This window comes from Komagataeibacter europaeus LMG 18890, assembly GCF_000285295.1.
In the GTDB taxonomy this organism is placed as follows: Bacteria; Pseudomonadota; Alphaproteobacteria; order Acetobacterales; family Acetobacteraceae; genus Komagataeibacter; species Komagataeibacter europaeus.
On record NZ_CADP01000026.1, the window covers coordinates 20,085 to 37,791 of the forward strand.

The following is a 17,707-nucleotide window of genomic DNA, read 5'->3' on the forward strand; positions in this document are numbered from 1 at the left end:
GGCAGGAAGGGGTTGCCGCGCCCGGCACCCCACCATGATGCGGACCGGGAGCGTTGATGGGCAGACCATTTGTTCCTTGGCTTATTATCAACGGCAAGGCACTTGACCGCGCGCACCTGTACACCGATGTGTTGCGCCCGTTGTGCGGGCAACCGCCCGCGATGATGCCCGAGGATACCTGACCCGTGAACAGCCTGTCTCCCCCTTCCGGTGTGGCCCAGCCGCAATCCAGCACATCGTCCGCGACACGGGGGCTTCATGTCATAACATGGGGCTGCCAGATGAACGTGTATGACAGCGAGCGGATGTCGGACGTGCTGCGCCCGCTGGGCTATCGCGCCGTGGGCACGCCGGATGATGCGGACATGATCATCCTCAACACATGTCATATCCGCGACCGGGCGGCGGAAAAAGTGTTTTCCGAACTCGGCCGCCTGCGCAAGGTCAAGGAAGCCCGCGCCGAACGCGGCGAAGGCACGGTTCTGGCCGTGGCGGGCTGTGTCGCGCAGGCGGAAGGCGGCGAGATCCTGGCTCGCGCGCCGTATGTCGACATTGTGCTGGGGCCGCAGACCTATCACCGCCTACCCGAAATGGTCGCGCGCGCGGCGCGCGCGGCGGGTGCGGTGATCGAGACGGATTTCCCCGTCGAGCAGAAATTCGACTTCCTGCCCGCCGACCGCGAAGCCCCGGTCGGGGGGGCAGCCTTCCTGACCATTCAGGAAGGCTGTGACAAGTTCTGTTCCTTCTGCGTCGTGCCCTATACGCGCGGGGCCGAAAGCAGCCGCCCCGCACAGGCCGTGATCGCGGAAGCACGACGTCTGGTGGCGGCAGGCGTGCGCGAGATCACCCTGCTGGGCCAGAACGTCAACGCCTATCATGGTGATGGTCCCGACGCGCGTACATGGGGGCTGACGCGCCTGGCGCGCGTGCTGGCCGATGAGGTGGGGATCGAACGCATCCGCTACACCACGTCGCACCCGCGCGACATGGAGGACGATCTGATCGCCGCCCATCGCGACCTGCCCCAGCTCATGCCGTTCCTGCACCTGCCGGTGCAGTCCGGGTCCGACCGGGTGCTGGCGGCCATGAACCGGGGACATACGGCGGATGAATACCGCGCGCTGGTGGGCCGCCTGCGCGATGCGCGGCCCGACCTTGCGCTGTCATCCGACTTCATCGTGGGCCACCCCGGCGAGACGGATGCCGACTTTGCCGATACGATGCGCCTGATCAACGATATCGGCTTCGCGCAGGCCTATTCCTTCAAATACTCGTCCCGCCCCGGCACGCCCGCGGCAGGGGCCGCCATGCATGTTGCCGAGGACGTGAAGGATGCCCGCCTGCAGGAACTTCAGGCCGTGCTGCGCGTACAACAGGATGCATTCAATGATGCGACGGTGGGCGTGACCGCCCCCGTCCTGTTTACCGGGCACGGGCGCAAGCCGGGACAGGTTTCAGGGAAAAGCCCGTGGCTGCAGGCCGTGAACGTGGATGGGCCGGACAGCCTGATCGGGCGTATCGCCAACGTGGATATCCGCCACCGTTACACCAACTCGCTGGGCGGTGTCCTGACAGAGGAGACAGACAGGGCTTGAGAGAACAGACACAATCCACGCTCCACGCCCCCCGTCGCGGTGGCGGGCGGCGTCCTCCCCCCCATGGCACGGCTGCGGCGAATGACCGCACCGTGACCCTGCAGTTTGAGGATAATGCGCTTCTGGCGCAGCTTGTGGGGGATCACGACCGTCATCTCCTGCATCTTGAACGTGGATTTGATGTCCGGCTGGCCTGCCGTGGCAACCGTATCGCCATTACGGGCACGGCCGCACGGGTGGGCCTTGCACAGGGCACGCTGACCGAACTGTACCGCCGCGCCCGCGCGGGGCAGGTCGTGGATACCGCAACCGTGGACACCGCCATCCGCATCGCGGCCCATGCCCTGTCCGCCCCATCCGCCGCAACAACGGATATGCCCGCCATGACCAATGCCAGCCCCCCTGTTGCCCCCGCCCGCCCATCCCTTGCGGACCTGCCCACCATCATGACCCGCCGTGGCCCCATCGCCCCGCGTTCCGTGGGACAGGGGCAGTACATGGACATGCTGGCGCGACAGGAAATGGTGTTTGGCCTTGGCCCCGCCGGCACGGGCAAGACCTACCTTGCGGTAGCGCAGGCGGTGGCCATGCTGCAGGCGGGACAGGTGGACCGGATCGTCCTGTCGCGGCCCGCGGTCGAAGCGGGCGAACGGCTGGGCTTCCTGCCCGGTGACCTGAAGGAAAAGATCGATCCCTATCTGCGCCCGCTCTATGATGCGCTGCATGACATGATGCCGGGGGATCAGGTGATCCGGCGCATGGGCACGGGGGAAATCGAGGTGGCGCCGCTTGCGTTCATGCGCGGGCGGACGCTGGCGCACTGTTTTGTGATTCTGGACGAGGCGCAGAATACAACCCCCGCCCAGATGAAGATGTTCCTGACCCGCATGGGGGAAGGCACGCGCATGGTCATTACCGGCGACCTGAGCCAGGTTGACCTGCCGCGTGGCGTGACATCCGGCCTGAGGGAAGCCGTCGAGACGCTGGACGGCCTGCCCGGGATCGGCATGATGCGATTTGAATCGCGTGACGTGGTGCGCCACCCGCTGGTGGCGCGTATAGTGGAGGCATACGACCAGCGCGCCGGGGCACAGCACCGTCCCCACCGCGCCCGGTCGCAGCAGGAGAACGATGAAACCTCGAAGTAGCACAGGCCCCGCCCATTCCGGCGGGGTCGCGGATGCAGCGGGACGGGCCGGTGCGCCCGTCCTTCCGGCCGGATTGGACGGCCCCGACATAACCGTGGCGGACCGGCGCTGGAACCGCGCCGTCCCCAACCCGGCGCGGCTGGTGGCGCGCGCCGTGGACGCCGCGCTGCAGGCCACGGGATGCCATGGGCCGGTAACGGTCGTACTGGCCGATGACCGCACGGTGGCCGGCATGAACTGGCGCCATCGCGGCCGGAACAAACCCACCAATGTCCTGACATTCGAATATGCCCCGGCCCATGCGGGTGGCGGCATATGGGGCGGTGACATCATCATCGCGTTCGAGACGGTGGCGCGCGAGGCCCGCGCGGCGGGCCGCACGATGGCCGCCCACCTCGCCCACCTTGTCATCCATGGCGTCCTGCACCTGGCCGGGTATGACCACCATCATCCCGGCGAGGCACGGGAGATGGAGATGCTGGAAGCCCGCACCCTGTCCGGGCTTGGCATCGCCAATCCATGGAAATCCGGCCGCATGGCCACCACGCGGGGGGGACGGTCATGAGCCGGAATGGCAATGACGCGGGCGCGGAACCTCCGTCCGGGTCGCGCGGCAAGGGATTCCTGTCGCTGTTCAGCCGCAAACGTGGCGAACAGGGACTGCGCCATTCCATTGCCGCGCTGGTCAAGGAAGCCGATGACGCGGCGGGGGATGAAGCCGACCCCCGGTCGTCCGAACTGGACCGGCAGGAACGCGCCCTGCTGGCCAACGTGCTGCGCCTGCGCGGGATCACGGCGGATGACGTAATGATCCCGCGCGCCGACATCGTGGCCATGCCCGTCGATATCAGCCTGGACGAGGCACTGGCCATGATGCGACGGGAAAACCATTCCCGCATGCCGGTCTATCGCGACCAACTGGATGACATCGTGGGCATGATCCATGTGAAGGACCTGATCGCCTATGTCGGCACGTCCGAAGCCTTCCGCATGGAACCCCTGCTGCGCCAGCCGCTTATGGTCGCACCCCAGCTGCCGGTGCTGGACCTGCTGCTGCAGATGCGCGTCCGCCATGTCCATCTGGCGCTGGTGATTGACGAATATGGCGGCATCGACGGTCTGGTCACCATCGAGGACCTGATCGAAACCATCGTGGGCGACATTTCGGACGAACATGATGAGCCTGCGGCCAACATGATACGCGAAAGGCCGGACGGCACGCTGGAGGTGGACGCCCGCACCCCCGTCGCGGCGTTTGAGGAAAAGGTTGGTCCAATCCTGACGCGGGAGGAACGTGAGGCCGAGATCGAGACCGTGGGCGGACTGGTTTTCCGTCTGGCCGGTCACGTCCCGACACGCGGCGAAGTCGTAACCCACGAAAGCGGCATGGTTTTCCGCATCCTTGATGCGGATGCCCGCCATATCCGCCATGTGCGCGTGCGCCTGCCGCCACGTGAGGCGCCGCCCGCCGCCTGACCATCACGGCACGCCCGCGCCATGCGGGCGCGCCATGGCGCGTGGAATGGATTTACGCGCGCCCGTCGCCTCTTTACACTCGCCGCGCCGGGGTTTTATCCCCATCCAGTCCCATACCGGAGAGTGACCCGTGATGCCCATCAAACGCCGCACCCTGCTTGCCCTTGCCCCCGCGCTTATTACTGGCGGCGGCCTGCTGTCCGGCAGGGCCATGGCGCAGGACGCCGACCCGCGCCTGTCGATCCGCGCGGTGGGCAACCCGCAGGCCAAGGTGCATGTCGAGGAATGGTTCTCCCTGACCTGCACGCACTGCGCGCGCTTCGCCGCCGAAGTGTTCCCCGAAATCCGCACCAAGCTGGTCGATACGGGGCGCGTGTACTACATTTTCCGTGATTTCCCGCTGGATCAGGTGGCTCTGACCGCATCCATGGTCGCCCGCGCCCTGCCGCCCGAACGCTATGAGCCCTTCGTGCTGGCCCTGCTGTCCAGCCAGGACCGCTGGGCATTTGGCAAGGACGTGAACCCCGAGGAACAGATCCAGAAGATGGTGGCACTTGCCGGCATGTCGGCCGACACGTTCCAGCAGACCATCCATGACGACAAGCTGCGTCACGCCATCATGGATGAAGAAGACCGTGCGCAGGCGCAGTACAAGATCGATGGCACCCCCACCTTCCGCTTCAACAACAAGGAGCAGGTGGCGCAGGAACTGAATTACGAGGAGTTCGCCAAGAAGGTCGAAGCGGCGGCACAGTGACCGGGACCACGCCATCATGACCGCCCGTTTCGTCCGGCTGCGCATCGCAGGGTTCAAAAGCTTCGCCGACCCGGTTTCCGTCGATATCCTGCCGGGGCTGACGGGCATTGTCGGGCCGAATGGCTGTGGCAAGTCCAACGTGGTCGAGGCCCTGCGCTGGGTCATGGGGGAAACCAACGCCCGTTCGCTGCGCGGCGGGGAAATGGACGACCTGATCTTTGCCGGGACCACCGCGCGCGCCGCACGCAACATGGCGGAAGTCACCCTGACGCTGGAGGGAGCGGCCGAGGTCGCCCCCGCCCCCTTTCAGGGGCAGGACGAACTGCAGGTGTGCAGGCGCGCGGACCGGGGTGCAGGCAGTGGCTACCGCATCAATGGCCGCACCACGCGCGGGCGCGACGTGCAGACGCTGTTTGCGGATCTGGCGTCGGGGGCGCGTTCTTCGGCCATCGTCAGCCAGGGCCGCGTGTCCGCGCTGGTCAACGCGCGGCCCGAAGAACGCCGCACCATTCTGGAAGAAGCCGCCGGCATTACCGGCCTGCATGGCCGCAGGCATGAAGCCGAACTGAAGCTGCGCGCGACCGAAGCCAACCTGGCCCGCGCCGAAGACCTGCGCATCCAGCTTGAGGCCCGGCTGGGTGACCTGCAGGAACAGTCCGAGCAGGCAGGCCATTACCGTGAACTGTCACAGGGACTACGGGAATCGGAAGTCGCCCTGCTTGCGCTACTGCATGCCCGCGCGCACAAGGCCGTGGCCGATGGCGAAACCGCCCTGCACGCGGCACGGTGCGACCTGAAGGCCGCCGAGGAGGTCGCCGAAGGCGCGGTTATCGCGGATTACGAAATCACCCAGACCCTGCCCGCATTGCGCGACGAACTGGATACCCGGCGCACCGAACTGGAACGTTTCAAGGTGCGCGCCGAAACCATTGCCGATGAACTGGCCCGTGCCGAAGCCGCACTGGATGCCGCCCGCACGCGGCTGAGCGAATGCGAAAGCGCGCAGGCCGCCGCCCTTGCCCGCCGCGATGACGCCACCGTCATGCGCGACCGGCTGGTGGCTGAACGCGCGCAGGTGGAAGAACGCCTGTCCGCCCTGCCCGACCTGTGCACGACAGCACAGGCTGAATGCGCCGCGCTGGCGCAGGCCATGACAGACATGGCCGGACGCGTGGAACAGGCCACCACGACCCTGCGCGAAGCCCAGCTTCAGACCACGCAGGCGCGCGAAGTGCTGGATGGCGCCATCGCCACGCACGAACGCCTTGCCACCCAGCACACGGAACTGGCCACCGAAATCGCGGACCTTGAGGCCGCCATGCCGACCGAAGCCGCGATTGCCGAACATGATGCGCGGATCATCGAAGCCGAACAGTGTGCGACCGATGCACTGGCCACGCGTGAAGCCGCGACCCACACCCATTCGGAAGCCGTGCTGCAGGCTGGCCTTGCCCGCAATGCCGCCACCGAAAGCCGCCGCGTGCATGAACAGGCGACGCATGACGCCAATGCGGTGCGCGACCGGCTGGATGCGCTGGAACGCAATATCGCCAGCGTGCGCGCGCATGTGGAAAAGGCCCGCGCCAGCCTTGTCCCCGAAACCGAACGCCAGCGCCTGACACAGGTGGTGGCCGAGGCGGAAGCCACGCTCAGCGCCATCCGCGCGGAACTGGGCAATGCGGAAGAAGCCCGCGCACAGGCGACACAGGCCGAAATACAGGCCAATGCCCGCCTGAAGGATGCCCGCGCCACCCGCCAGACCACGCAGGAAGCCCTGCGCACGGCGCGGGCGGCCCGGCAGCGCGCGCAGGGCGAGGTGGACACGCTGGCCGCCAGCATGGAACGCCTGCGCGCGCAGGCGGGACAGGATGCGGACCTGCACACCCTTGTCAGCAGACGTGAAGCCGCCGAGGCCGCGCTGGAAGCCGCACAGCAACACATGGCGGCCATCGAGACCGCCAGTGTCTCTGCCACGCGGGAAGACGAAGCCTGCGCCAGCCGCCTGTCACAGGCGCGCGCCACCCTGTCGGGGCTGGAAGCGGAAGCCGACGGCCTTGCCCGCGCCCTGCAAAGCGACAGCGATACGGACGCCCCCGAATCCGGGACGACCCTGGCGGAAAGCCTGCATGTGCCGACCGGGCTGGAAACCGCGCTGGCCGTTGTCCTGTCAGATGGGCTGAACGCCACGCTGAAAGGCAAGGCCCCGCGTGAATGGCACGACCTGCCCACGACCACGCCCGCCCCCTTCCCCACCGCGGGAATCCAGCCGCTCTCCGCCCTGCTGAACGCGCCGCCCGCCCTGTACCGTGCGCTGGGGGCTGCGGGGCTGTTGCCCGATGGCATGGATGGGACAGCATTGCAGGCCAGCCTTATGCCGGGGCAATGCCTTGTCACGCGCGATGGCGCGCTGTGGCGGTGGGATGGCTATGTACAGGCCCCCAACCTGCCCGGACGCGCGGCCCTGCGGCTGAAGCAGCTTGGCCGCCTGCGTGAACTGCGCGCGGAACTGGAGCAGGCGCGTACCGAAATTCCGGCGCTGGAACAGGCAGCCAGCACTGCCGCCACGGCCCGCGAACAGGCGGCGCGGGAACTGGTAGCCGCCCGTACGGCGCGCACCAGTGCCGAAAGCACATTGGGCACCACCCGCACGCAGGAAGCCGACCTGTCACGGCGTCATGCCACCATCACGGCCCAGATCGACACGCTTGCCGTGCAGCAGGACACGGCCGCCGCCGCCCTGAAGGAAGCCGAGGCCGCCTGCACCCGCGCACAGGAGCACGAATCCAGCCTGCCGGATCTGGCCCGGCTGGAACAGGCACAGAAAGCCGCCAGCACGCAGGTGGCCCAGGCGCAGACCCATGAAAGCGGGCTGCGCACCACCCGCCAGCAGGCCGAAGCGAAGCTGGAACAGGCCCGTCAGGCCATGCAGGCCACCATGTCCAGCCATAGCGAGGCCGAAACCCGCCTACAGGCCATGCAGCCCGAACTGGCCCGGCTGGAAACCGACCGCGACGCGCTGGCGGCCGAACTGGCCACACGCCGCGAACAGCTGGCGACCCTGCCCGACCCCGACCTTGCCGAAGGGGCGGCACGGCAGGCCACGACCGCCGCCAGTGAGGCGGAACAGGCCCTGCGCCAGGCACGCGACACGGTGGAAGCCACCACCACGCAACTGGAACACGCCCGCACGGCCCGCGCGGGGCTGGAACAGAAAATGCGCGAAACCGGCGCACGGCTGGAAGCCCGCCGGGCACGAATGGCGGACCTGTCCCTTGCGGTGGCGCAGGCGGATGAAGCGGTGGAAAATGCGCGGACGCGGCTGGCGGCCCTGCCTGACATTGCCGGGCTGGAACACGCACTGGGCGAACTGCGCACGCACGATGATGCCCTGCGCGCACAGGAACATGAACGCCGCGACGCCGTGGCGCAACTGCAGGCGGAAGAAGCCAGCCTGCGCCAGCGTTTTGACGCATCAGCACAGGAACTGGCGCAATGGACCGCCCGTGTCGAGGCCGCCACGCTGGAGGCCGAAGCAGCCCTGGCCCGACTGCACAACGCACAGGCCGAACATGAACGCCTGGCCCCGGAACCCGTGGCGGTGCGTGCGCGGCGGGATGCGATCGCGACCGAACTGGAACAGTATGCCGCAAGCCACGACGTGGCGGCGACGGCATTACAGCAGGCGCAGGACCGCCAGAGCGAACTGCAGGCAGGCCGCCGCACGGCGGAGGAAGTCCTGACCGCCGCGCGTGAGGAACTGGTCCGCGCTGAAGGCAGGCGGGAGCAGGCGCAGGTGCTGCTGGAACAGTTACAGGCGGAATCGCAGCCACCCGCCGGTGTGGTGCCGGCGGATCTGAGCGTGAACGCCGAAACCGGCCTGCGCCGCAAGGTCGCCCGCCTGACCCGCCAGCGTGACGAACTGGGCCCCGTCAACCTGCGTGCCGAAATCGAGGCACAGGACGCATCGGGCAAGATCGACACCATCCTGCACGAACGCGACGAACTGCAATCCGCCATCGCCCGCCTGCGCGGCATGATCGGCCAGCTGAACCGCGAGGGACGCGAGCGGCTGATGGCCGTGTTTTCCCAGATCGACCAGCATTTCCAGTCCCTGTTCGCACGCATGTTCAATGGCGGGCAGGCGCATCTGGGCATGGTGGGCAATGATGACCCGCTGCAGGCGGGACTGGAAATCTATGCCCAGCCGCCGGGCAAGAAGCTGGCGACGCTGTCCCTGCTGTCGGGCGGGGAACAGGCGCTTACGGCGCTGTCGCTTATTTTCGCGGTCTTCCGCTGCAATCCCGCGCCCGTCTGCGTGCTGGACGAAGTGGATGCCCCGCTGGATGACGCCAACGTGGGCCGTTTCTGCGCCCTGCTGGGTGACATGGTGGCCGAAGCGGGCACGCGCTTCCTTGTCGTGACCCATCACCAGCTGACCATGGCGCATATGGACCGGCTGTATGGCGTGACGATGCAGGAACGCGGGGTCAGCCGCGTGCTGTCGGTCGATCTGGAACGCGCGACCGAGATGGTGGACACGCCCACCGCATAAAACACTGTTATTAAAAAATAAAAGTTTCCGGGCACCGCCTTTTTTGAAGAAAGCTTCGCCAAGAACTTCTGATTTTCAAACAGGCATCCAGTGCGAAATAGAACAGGCCTGTGGGAACCATTATCCCACAGGCCTCTTTTATCCTGAACCGGATGCCGGTGTGGGAAAGAGGCGGTCACCATCCGCCGCCTTTCCCGCAGGCTTCATGCTTCCATGGGAAACAGCGCCTGTGATTACGGCATCATGCTGCCGGTATCGATAAAGCGCTGGTGCCACGACAGGGCTTCGTTCAGCAGGTGCGGCGACTGCTGGCCGAACGAACCCGCGCGGGCGCGCTTGTAGTAATCCTGCAGCATCGGGCGGTAGTCGGGATGGGCGCAGTTGGCGATGATCACTTCCGCGCGCTGCTTGGGCGACAGGCCACGCAGGTCGGCCAGGCCCTGTTCGGTCACCAGCACCTGCGAATCCTGCGTGATGTGGTCAACGTGCGACGCCATGGGCACGATGGCGGAAATCTTGCCACCCTTGGCGGTGGACGGCGTCATGAACACGGAAATATAGGCGTTGCGGGCGAAATCACCCGAACCGCCGATGCCGTTCTGGATTTTCGAACCCATGATCTGGGTCGAGTTCACGTTTCCGTAGATATCCGATTCGATCAGGCCGTTCATGGCGATACAGCCCAGGCGACGGATCAGGCCGGGATGGTTGCTGATATCCTGCGGGCGCAGGATGATCTTCTTCTGGAATTCACGCATGCGGGCATTGAGCGATTCCGCGGCTTCCGGGCTGAGGGAGAACGCCGTGGCCGACGCAACCCGCATCTTGCCCGTTTCCAGCATGCCCAGCATGCCGTCCTGAATGACCTCCGTATAGGCGGTCAGGTCGTTGAACGGCCCTTCTTCCAGCCCGCCCATCACGGCGTTGGCCACGTTGCCCACACCGGACTGCAGCGGCAGCAGCGACGGCGGCAGGCGGCCCATCTTCACTTCGTGGCGGAAGAATTCCATCAGGTGGCCCGCGATGCCGCGCGCGGTCTCGTCCGGTGGGGAGAACGGGGCGTTGCGGTCGGGCGCGTTGGTTTCGACAATCGCCACGATCTTGGCCGGGTCCACCTTGAGCGACGTGCCGCCAATGCGGTCATCGGGACGCAGCAGCGGAATGGGCTGGCGGTGCGGGGGAAGGGCCGCGCCGTACCAGATGTCGTGCATGCCCTCGAGCGCCGCGTCCTGCCAGCTATTGACCTCGATGATCACCTGCTTGGCGGTGTCGAGCCATGTCTTGGAGTTACCGACGGAAGACGACGGGACAATGCTGCCGTCCTCGCGGATGGCCGTGGCCTCGATGATGGCGGTGTCGATCTCGCCAAAGAATCCTGCCCACGCCATGGGGGCGACATGGCTGAGATGCATGTCCAGGTATTCCGTCTCGCCCTTGTTGATGCGCGCGCGCAGGCCGGGATCGGAATTGTAAGGCATGCGGAAGGAGATGCCGTTGACCTTGGCCAGCGCGCCATCCAGTTCCGGCCCGGTGGACGCCCCGGTCAGCAGCCGGATGCGGTATTCGTTACCCTTGGCATGTTCGCGCTCCATCAGGGCGGCAAGCGCCTGCGGCACGGCCTTGGGGTAACCCGCGCCGGTAAAGCCGCTGGCGCCAACCGTGCTGCCCGGTCGGACAAGGGACGCCGCCTGCTCGGCGGTGGTGATCTTGGCCCGGAGCGCCGCATTCCGGATTCGGGTGTGGTCGATCATGAACTTTCCCTCAAACTCTTATCGTTATGTCCGGCCTGCGCCGGATATGTCGTATGCCTCAGCCACGGTCTGGCGGGGGCTTGCGTTGTCCCCATCCTGCTGGCACCTGTCCGATCTGCCCAGCCATTGCGTGCGGTGTGGGTATTCCCATTGCACCACATGCGCCGACACTGCGTTCCACTTCGGCATGACGCCATCATCTGTTCTCCCTCCGGCAGGCGACGTCACAACAAAAGAGTGTGACACCGCACCCGGACCCCGGTGATGGGTTTCACGTTTGCTCCATCACCGGACGGGATATGCGCAGGGTGTATTTTTGGTATGTATTTTTGGCAATATACTCCGTCAGCCAGCTGGAATGTCGTTACCTGCATGCAACCGTTTTGTGTCATTAAAGATACATTCCTGGCCATCTCCTAGTGCAAAGGCGGCCAATCTTGTGAATAATAGGCAACCAGACCCAATCAGGGGACCCCGGCACACGGCACCGCCATAAAGACAGGAGAGGATTTTCGTTTGAGACGTCGATTTCCCTCTCACAGGCCTGTCATGGCACGGGAAGGCACGTCCCCGCCCGCCCCGGCGAGGGATTACCCGTTACCCCAGGTCACGATGCCGGCGCACCCGCTGGCGGACCTGCTGGCCGGTCGTCCCCTGCGCGTGGTGGGGGACGTGCATGGCGACCTGCACGCCTTCCGCCACGCCGCCGCGACGGACCGGTTTGTCATACAGCTGGGTGACCTGGTGGATTACGGCCCCGACAGCGCCGGGGCCTTCCGCCTGATGCAGCGGCTGATTGATGAACGGCGCGGGCTGTTCATCCTGGGCAACCATGACCGCAAGCTGGCCCGTGCGCTACAGGGCCGCAAGATGCGGCGCGACCCGCCACTGATGGAAACCCTGACCCAGTTCATGGCCGAGGAAAACAGCGACGTATCCCAGCGCGCGCTGGCGGACCTGTCGCGCGCGCCCGCCTGGATCGTGCTGGGGCAGTCGATATTCGTGCATGGCGGCTTCCATGTCCGCATGCTGGGCGAACTGCCGCCGCCGGGACTGGGCACCGTCACCCCCCTGCTGTCGCGCGCCCTGTTTGGCGAGACGACGGGCCGGATGCAGAAGGACGGCTATCCTGAACGGCGGCTGAACTGGGTCGATCACATTCCCGCGGGCTATACGGTGTATTGCGGGCATGACCGCCGCTCCACCGACGGGCGGCCTTGGGTCAGGCATGGCCGGATGGGCGGGCGCGCCATCTTTACCGATACCGGCGCGGGCAAGGGTGGCCACCTGGCATGGATCGACCTGCCCCCCATCCTTTAGCAGACCATATGCATTCCCATACTTCAGGAGAGCCTTTCCCCATGAACACCACCCAGGCCACACAGGACGCCGCGCAGGCGAAGCTGGAAGAACTGCGCCGCAGCATCGACAACATCGATGCGGCCCTGATCTACATGCTGGCCAAGCGTTTCCGCCATACGCAGGCGGTGGGAAAGCTGAAGGCGACCAACCACATGCCCCCCGCCGACCCCGCGCGTGAGGCCCGTCAGGTCGCGCGCCTGCGCCAGCTGGCCAGGTCCGCCCAGCTGGATCCGGATTTCGCCGAAAAATTCCTCGCCTTCATCATCCGCGAGGTCATCCGCCACCATGAAGCCATTGCCGCCAGCGAAGGGCGGTAATCCCCTGATGCCCGACATGCAGGCAGGCCGCCCCGCCCCGGTCCGGGAAATGGTGCTGATGCGCCATGCGCAGGCCGCCCCCGCCCCGTTCGGGGAAATGGGGATGCAGGCGGACCTTGCGCGTCCCCTGACCGCCCATGGCCGCCAGACTGCCGCCAGTTGCGGCGCGCTGCTGCGGGCGCGCCACTTCGCGCCGGACCTGGTCATGGTCAGCCCCGCGGTGCGGACGCGCCAGACACTGGCCGCGATCGGATCATTTTATGGCGATCGGCAACCCGATATCCGATATGTGAACGCCCTGTATGACGCGGCACCGCAAACCATCCGTGACCTGCTGTATGAGGTGCCGGATAAAGCTAGCAATATCATGATACTAGCCCACAACCCCGGCCTGCAGGCGCTGGTTGCGCACTGGGCTGCGCGCCACTGTCCGCCGGGGCTGGAAAATGCCCTGCATCAGGGCTTTCCACCGGCCTCGATGGCCTGCTTTACCGCCATGCGGGCATGGAATCAGGCGGGTGACGGGGATATCCGCCTGACCGACCTGTCTTGCCAATAATGTCATTGCCGCAGGCGGGGGGGACGGATTGCCACGACGGGGCTTTCGTTCCTATCGTCAGACCCGAGGCCCGCTGACCGCCGCCCATGCGGCGCACGGGTAAATAAATTTGGGCACACTTACCAACTGTCGCACGAACGACAGGATGCCCGGAGGTTGGAGACATGTGCCGCCCTGCCCCAATGTGCGCAAGGTCGGCACCCAAGAGGAGTGTTGTAGATGAGCGAGTCCGGAAAAAGCGCCACAATCTCGCTGAATGGCAAGGATGTTGCCCTGCCGGTACTGTCAGGCACGCTGGGGCCGGATGTCGTCGACATCCGCAAGCTGCCGGCGCAGGCCGGGGTATTCACCTATGATCCCGGTTATGGCGAAACCGCTTCATGCTCCAGCAAGATCACGTTCATTGATGGTGAAAAGGGCATCCTGCTGCATCGGGGCTATCCCATCGCGCAGCTGGCCGAACAGGCGACGTTCATGGAAGTGGCCTATCTGCTGCTGAACGGCGAGCTGCCGGACAAGGCGCAGTACGACGGGTTTGTGAACTCGATCAAGCACCACACCCTGCTGCACGAACAGATCCGCAATTTCTTCAACGGTTTCCGTCGTGACGCCCATCCCATGGCCATCCTGTGTGGCACGGTGGGCGCACTGTCCTCCTTCTATCATGAAGGGCTGGATGTCTCGAACGCGACCACGCGCTACCAGTCGGCCATGCGCATCATCGCCAAGATCCCGACCATTGCGGCATGGGCGTACAAATACACGCAGGGCGAAACCTTCATCTATCCGCGCAACGACCTGTCCTATGCGGAAAACTTCCTGTCCATGATGTTCGCCGTTCCCAGCGAGCCGTACAAGATCAACCCCGTCCTGGCGCGCGCCATGGACCGTATCCTGATCCTGCACGCGGACCATGAACAGAATGCGTCCACATCCACCGTGCGTCTGGCTGGCTCCACCGGGGCCAACCCGTTTGCGTGCATTTCCGCCGGTATCGCGGCCCTGTGGGGGCCGGCCCATGGCGGCGCCAACGAAGCCGTGCTGAAAATGCTGGCTGAAATCGGGCACAAGGACAACATTCCCGAATTCATCGCCAAGGTGAAGGACAAGAACAGCGGCGTGCGCCTGATGGGCTTTGGCCACCGGGTGTACAAGAACTTCGACCCGCGCGCGAAGATCATGCAGGCGACCTGTCATGAAGTGCTGGGCGAACTGGGGATCAAGGACGATCCGCTGCTGGACCTTGCGATCGAACTGGAAAAGATCGCCATCCACGACGAATATTTCGTCAAGCGCAGCCTGTATCCGAATGTCGATTTCTATTCCGGCATCATCCTCAAGGCCATGGGCATCCCCACCAGCATGTTCACCGTGCTGTTCGCGGTCGCCCGCACCACAGGCTGGATCAGCCAGTGGAAGGAAATGATCGAGGAACCGGGCCAGCGCATCGGCCGTCCCCGCCAGCTTTACACCGGCTCACCGGAACGCGACTTCGTGCCGTTTGCCAAGCGGGGCTGAGTGAAACCCCTTCCGGGCGGATGCACCATCCGCCCGGCAGGGCAACAGTGAACGAATGGTGGCGGTTCGGCCTGCCATATCCCGTGTTCGTTGTAAAAAAGGGCGGGCCATGCATTGGCCCGCCCTTTCCTTATATAATGTGTCCCGTGTTTCGTGCCCGATCAGTCACATTCGCAGCCATTCGTGGGGCCGGGGCGTTTCTGGATCACGTGGTGGTCGATCCATTCCGACACCAGGCGCCGTGCCTCGTTCAACGAGGATTCGGGATGGTGGATACGGTACAGGGTGGTACAGGCATGGAAAGCCGACACATCGCTGGTCCCTACGCCACGCAGTTCCTGATAGGCGGTGATTACGGCACGCTCGCACTTGCGAGAGATGCGACTGTTTTCAACAGACACGATGCTATGACCCATTGGTGAGAATGATTATCAGTATTGGGATATTAGATCGAATACCCCCATGGGGCAAGGTACGCATGGCCTCACACGCCGCTGATCGGGTCACGTTATGTTTCCGACAGCGCCTTTTTTCGGCAATTATGCCCGCAGTTCACGCAGACAGATGGATTTTCACATCTGTTGCGGTTAATCGTCTGTGCTGTCATTGATGACACCACATATCATTTGGCCGGAGATAGGGTATGCACGACGCCACGGGGAACGGGGCTGGACTTTCAACAGGCTCCACGGCATGGGACCGCGACGCAGCACTTATGACGGCGCGCCTGCTGCTGGAAATCAAGGCTGTCAATTTCCGCCCCGATGAGCCCTATACCCTGACATCCGGCTGGAAATCCCCGGTTTACATCGACTGTCGCCGCATCATCTTCTTCCCCCGCGCGCGCCAGAAGATCATGGAACTGGCGGTGGAAAAGATCGGCCGCCATGTGGGTTACGAAAGCATTGACGCCGTGGTGGGGGGCGAGACGGCGGGCATTCCCTTCGCCGCATGGATTGCCGACCGCATGATGGCGCCCATGGCCTATGTGCGCAAGAAACCCAAGGGTTTTGGCCGCAATGCCCAGATCGAAGGTGACGTGCCCGAAGGCATGCGCACCCTGCTGGTGGAAGACCTGACGACCGATGGTTCGTCCAAGGTGCAGTTCGCCAACGCGCTGCGCAAGGCCGGCGCGATCGTTGACCATACCTTTGTCGTGTTCTTCTACGGTGTGTTCCCCGGCGCCTACCGCACGCTGGCCGACATGGATATCAGCCTGCATGCGCTGTGTACGTGGTGGGATGTGCTGGAAGCCTGCGCGGGCAAGCCCTATTTCTCTGAAAAGGATGCAGCCGAGGTCCGCCGCTTCCTCGAAGATCCCTGCGCATGGTCGGCCAGGCATGGCGGCGTGGGCAGCGCTGAAGAAGCACTGGCGCTGAAGGCCAGCCGCGACGCCGGGGCCTGAGTCAGCGGACGGGGCGATGGCGCGTATCCTCGCTTTTGATTCCGGCATTGGCGGATTGGGGATCGTGGGTCATATCCGTGATCTCCTGCCGGGGGTCGCGGTCGATTATCTGGCCGATACGGCAGTCTTTCCCTATGGCGAACAGCCCGACGCACCCCTGCGGCACCGGATCGTCACCCTGCTGGGCCAGGCCATTGACCGCCTCAAGCCCGATGTGGTGGTGGTGGGGTGCAATACCGCCAGCACGCTGGCGCTGGACAGCCTGCGCACGGCGTATGACGTGCCCTTCGTAGGCTGCGTCCCCCCCATAAAATGGGCGGCGGATCATACCCGCACCGGCACGATCGGCCTGCTGGCCACGCGCGCCACGGTGCGCCGCCCCTATCTGCGTGATCTCAGCACGCGTTTTGCCCCTGACTGCACCCTGCTGGCCTATGGCGCGCGGGGACTGGCCGACATGGCGGAAGCCGCGTTCCGTGGCAGATCACCCGACCGCCACCAACTGAAAACCGAACTGGATGGCCTGTTTGGCCAGACGGGCGGGGACCGGATTGACGTGGTCGGGATTGGCTGCACGCACTATACCTTCCTGCTGGACGCAATGCGGGAAACCGGTCCCACGCATGTCACGTGGCTGGACCCGGCCCCGGCCGTCGCCCGGCAGGCAGCACGCATTCTGGCCCGCTGCAGCACGACTGCCGCGTCCCGGTCGCCAGTGGCCGAACGGATCTGCTTTACCGCCATGCCGCCTGACCTGCCCGCCCTGATGCCCGGCCTGCGCAGGCTGGGTTATGCGGCAGATGCACCGTGCCTGTTCAGCGAAGGCGTGGCGGCCGATTCCTGAAAAAGTTTTTGGGTGCTGCCTTTTTTCAAAAAGGTGGCGTTGTTCGAAGCTTTTTGGGGCCTGTTGGGAATTAACGCGAATTGATGATTGCGGCGGTAAGATAAATCATCGCTGCGAATGATCTGTCGGTCTTGTCGCTTCGCATGGCGATGCGCTTGAACTCCTTGAGCTTGCAGAAGAAGTTCTCGATGAGATGGCGTGCCTTGAACAGGGCTCCATCGAAGGGTCGCCTGTCGAGGCGGTTCCGACGCTGGGGAATGACCACGCGGGCCCCTTGCGCGCGTATGGTGTCCACGATCCAGTGGACATCGAACGCCTTGTCAGCAAGAAGTCCCTCAAAATCAGCCGGTTCAAGGAGAGGCGCCACCCCGACCGTATCGTAATGCTGGCCGGGGATAAGCGTAAAGCGGACCAGATTGCCCA

General features: G+C 64.9%; 15 protein-coding genes. 12 read left to right on the forward strand and 3 right to left on the reverse strand.

Annotation, left to right across the window (positions count from 1 at the left end; genetic code table 11):
• The first annotated feature begins 185 nt into the window (after positions 1-185).
• The 6 genes from miaB (at position 186) to GEU01_RS09925 (ending at position 9,528) form a co-directional block, all read left to right on the forward strand.
• Positions 186-1,595: a tRNA (N6-isopentenyl adenosine(37)-C2)-methylthiotransferase MiaB gene (miaB, locus tag GEU01_RS09900; protein ID WP_042710831.1), complete on the forward strand. Its 1,410-nt coding sequence runs from the start codon at positions 186-188 to the stop codon at positions 1,593-1,595.
• A gap of 92 nt (positions 1,596-1,687) precedes the next feature.
• Entirely contained in the window at positions 1,688-2,743 is a 1,056-nt protein-coding gene (locus GEU01_RS09905; protein ID WP_019085959.1) for a PhoH family protein, read from the forward strand.
• Positions 2,727-3,308, forward strand: a complete 582-nt coding sequence (gene ybeY, locus GEU01_RS09910) for an rRNA maturation RNase YbeY (RefSeq protein WP_232272483.1) — start codon at positions 2,727-2,729, stop codon at positions 3,306-3,308. The genes GEU01_RS09905 and ybeY overlap by 17 nt, the downstream gene beginning before the upstream one ends.
• Positions 3,305-4,219 carry a hemolysin family protein gene (locus GEU01_RS09915; RefSeq protein WP_019085961.1) on the forward strand — a complete coding sequence of 305 codons (915 nt, stop codon included), beginning with the start codon at positions 3,305-3,307 and terminating at the stop codon, positions 4,217-4,219. The genes ybeY and GEU01_RS09915 overlap by 4 nt, the downstream gene beginning before the upstream one ends.
• Positions 4,220-4,352: 133 nt before the next feature.
• Positions 4,353-4,976 (forward strand): thioredoxin domain-containing protein, encoded by a 624-nt coding sequence (locus tag GEU01_RS09920; protein WP_019085962.1) that lies wholly within the window; start codon positions 4,353-4,355, stop codon positions 4,974-4,976.
• Between the two features lie 16 nt (positions 4,977-4,992).
• Positions 4,993-9,528 (forward strand): AAA family ATPase, encoded by a 4,536-nt coding sequence (locus GEU01_RS09925; protein ID WP_019085963.1) that lies wholly within the window; start codon positions 4,993-4,995, stop codon positions 9,526-9,528.
• Between the two features lie 233 nt (positions 9,529-9,761).
• Here GEU01_RS09925 and GEU01_RS09930 read toward each other — a convergent pair whose 3' ends face one another.
• On the reverse strand, positions 9,762-11,279 hold the full coding sequence (locus tag GEU01_RS09930) for an acetyl-CoA hydrolase/transferase family protein (protein ID WP_019085964.1): 1,518 nt from the start codon (positions 11,277-11,279) through the stop codon (positions 9,762-9,764).
• 612 nt (positions 11,280-11,891) lie between these two features.
• Between GEU01_RS09930 and GEU01_RS09935 the strand changes: the two genes are divergently transcribed.
• The 4 genes from GEU01_RS09935 (at position 11,892) to gltA (ending at position 15,035) form a co-directional block, all read left to right on the forward strand.
• The gene (locus tag GEU01_RS09935) at positions 11,892-12,599 is read left to right on the forward strand and encodes a metallophosphoesterase (protein ID WP_010508041.1); all 708 of its coding nucleotides are present in this window, start codon (positions 11,892-11,894) and stop codon (positions 12,597-12,599) included.
• A gap of 41 nt (positions 12,600-12,640) precedes the next feature.
• Complete coding sequence (locus GEU01_RS09940; RefSeq protein WP_019085966.1) at positions 12,641-12,958, forward strand: chorismate mutase; 318 nt, start codon at positions 12,641-12,643, stop codon at positions 12,956-12,958.
• Positions 12,959-12,965: 7 nt separating this feature from the next.
• Entirely contained in the window at positions 12,966-13,517 is a 552-nt protein-coding gene (locus GEU01_RS09945) for a SixA phosphatase family protein (protein WP_019085967.1), read from the forward strand.
• 219 nt (positions 13,518-13,736) lie between these two features.
• A complete protein-coding gene (gene gltA, locus GEU01_RS09950) occupies positions 13,737-15,035 on the forward strand; it encodes a citrate synthase (RefSeq protein WP_019085968.1) in 1,299 nt (432 codons plus the stop codon).
• A gap of 161 nt (positions 15,036-15,196) precedes the next feature.
• On the opposite strand, the gene GEU01_RS09955 is transcribed toward gltA, so the two are convergent.
• Complete coding sequence (locus GEU01_RS09955) at positions 15,197-15,451, reverse strand: hypothetical protein (protein WP_019085969.1); 255 nt, start codon at positions 15,449-15,451, stop codon at positions 15,197-15,199.
• A gap of 227 nt (positions 15,452-15,678) precedes the next feature.
• Here GEU01_RS09955 and GEU01_RS09960 point away from each other — a divergent pair, with 227 nt between their 5' ends.
• Positions 15,679-16,440 (forward strand): orotate phosphoribosyltransferase, encoded by a 762-nt coding sequence (locus GEU01_RS09960; RefSeq protein WP_026018643.1) that lies wholly within the window; start codon positions 15,679-15,681, stop codon positions 16,438-16,440.
• A 16-nt stretch (positions 16,441-16,456) separates the two neighbouring features.
• The gene (locus tag GEU01_RS09965) at positions 16,457-17,284 is read left to right on the forward strand and encodes a glutamate racemase (protein WP_019085970.1); all 828 of its coding nucleotides are present in this window, start codon (positions 16,457-16,459) and stop codon (positions 17,282-17,284) included.
• A 70-nt stretch (positions 17,285-17,354) separates the two neighbouring features.
• Here GEU01_RS09965 and GEU01_RS09970 read toward each other — a convergent pair.
• A partial coding sequence (locus GEU01_RS09970; protein WP_019085232.1) for an IS5/IS1182 family transposase occupies positions 17,355-17,707 on the reverse strand: 353 nt, incomplete at its 5' end.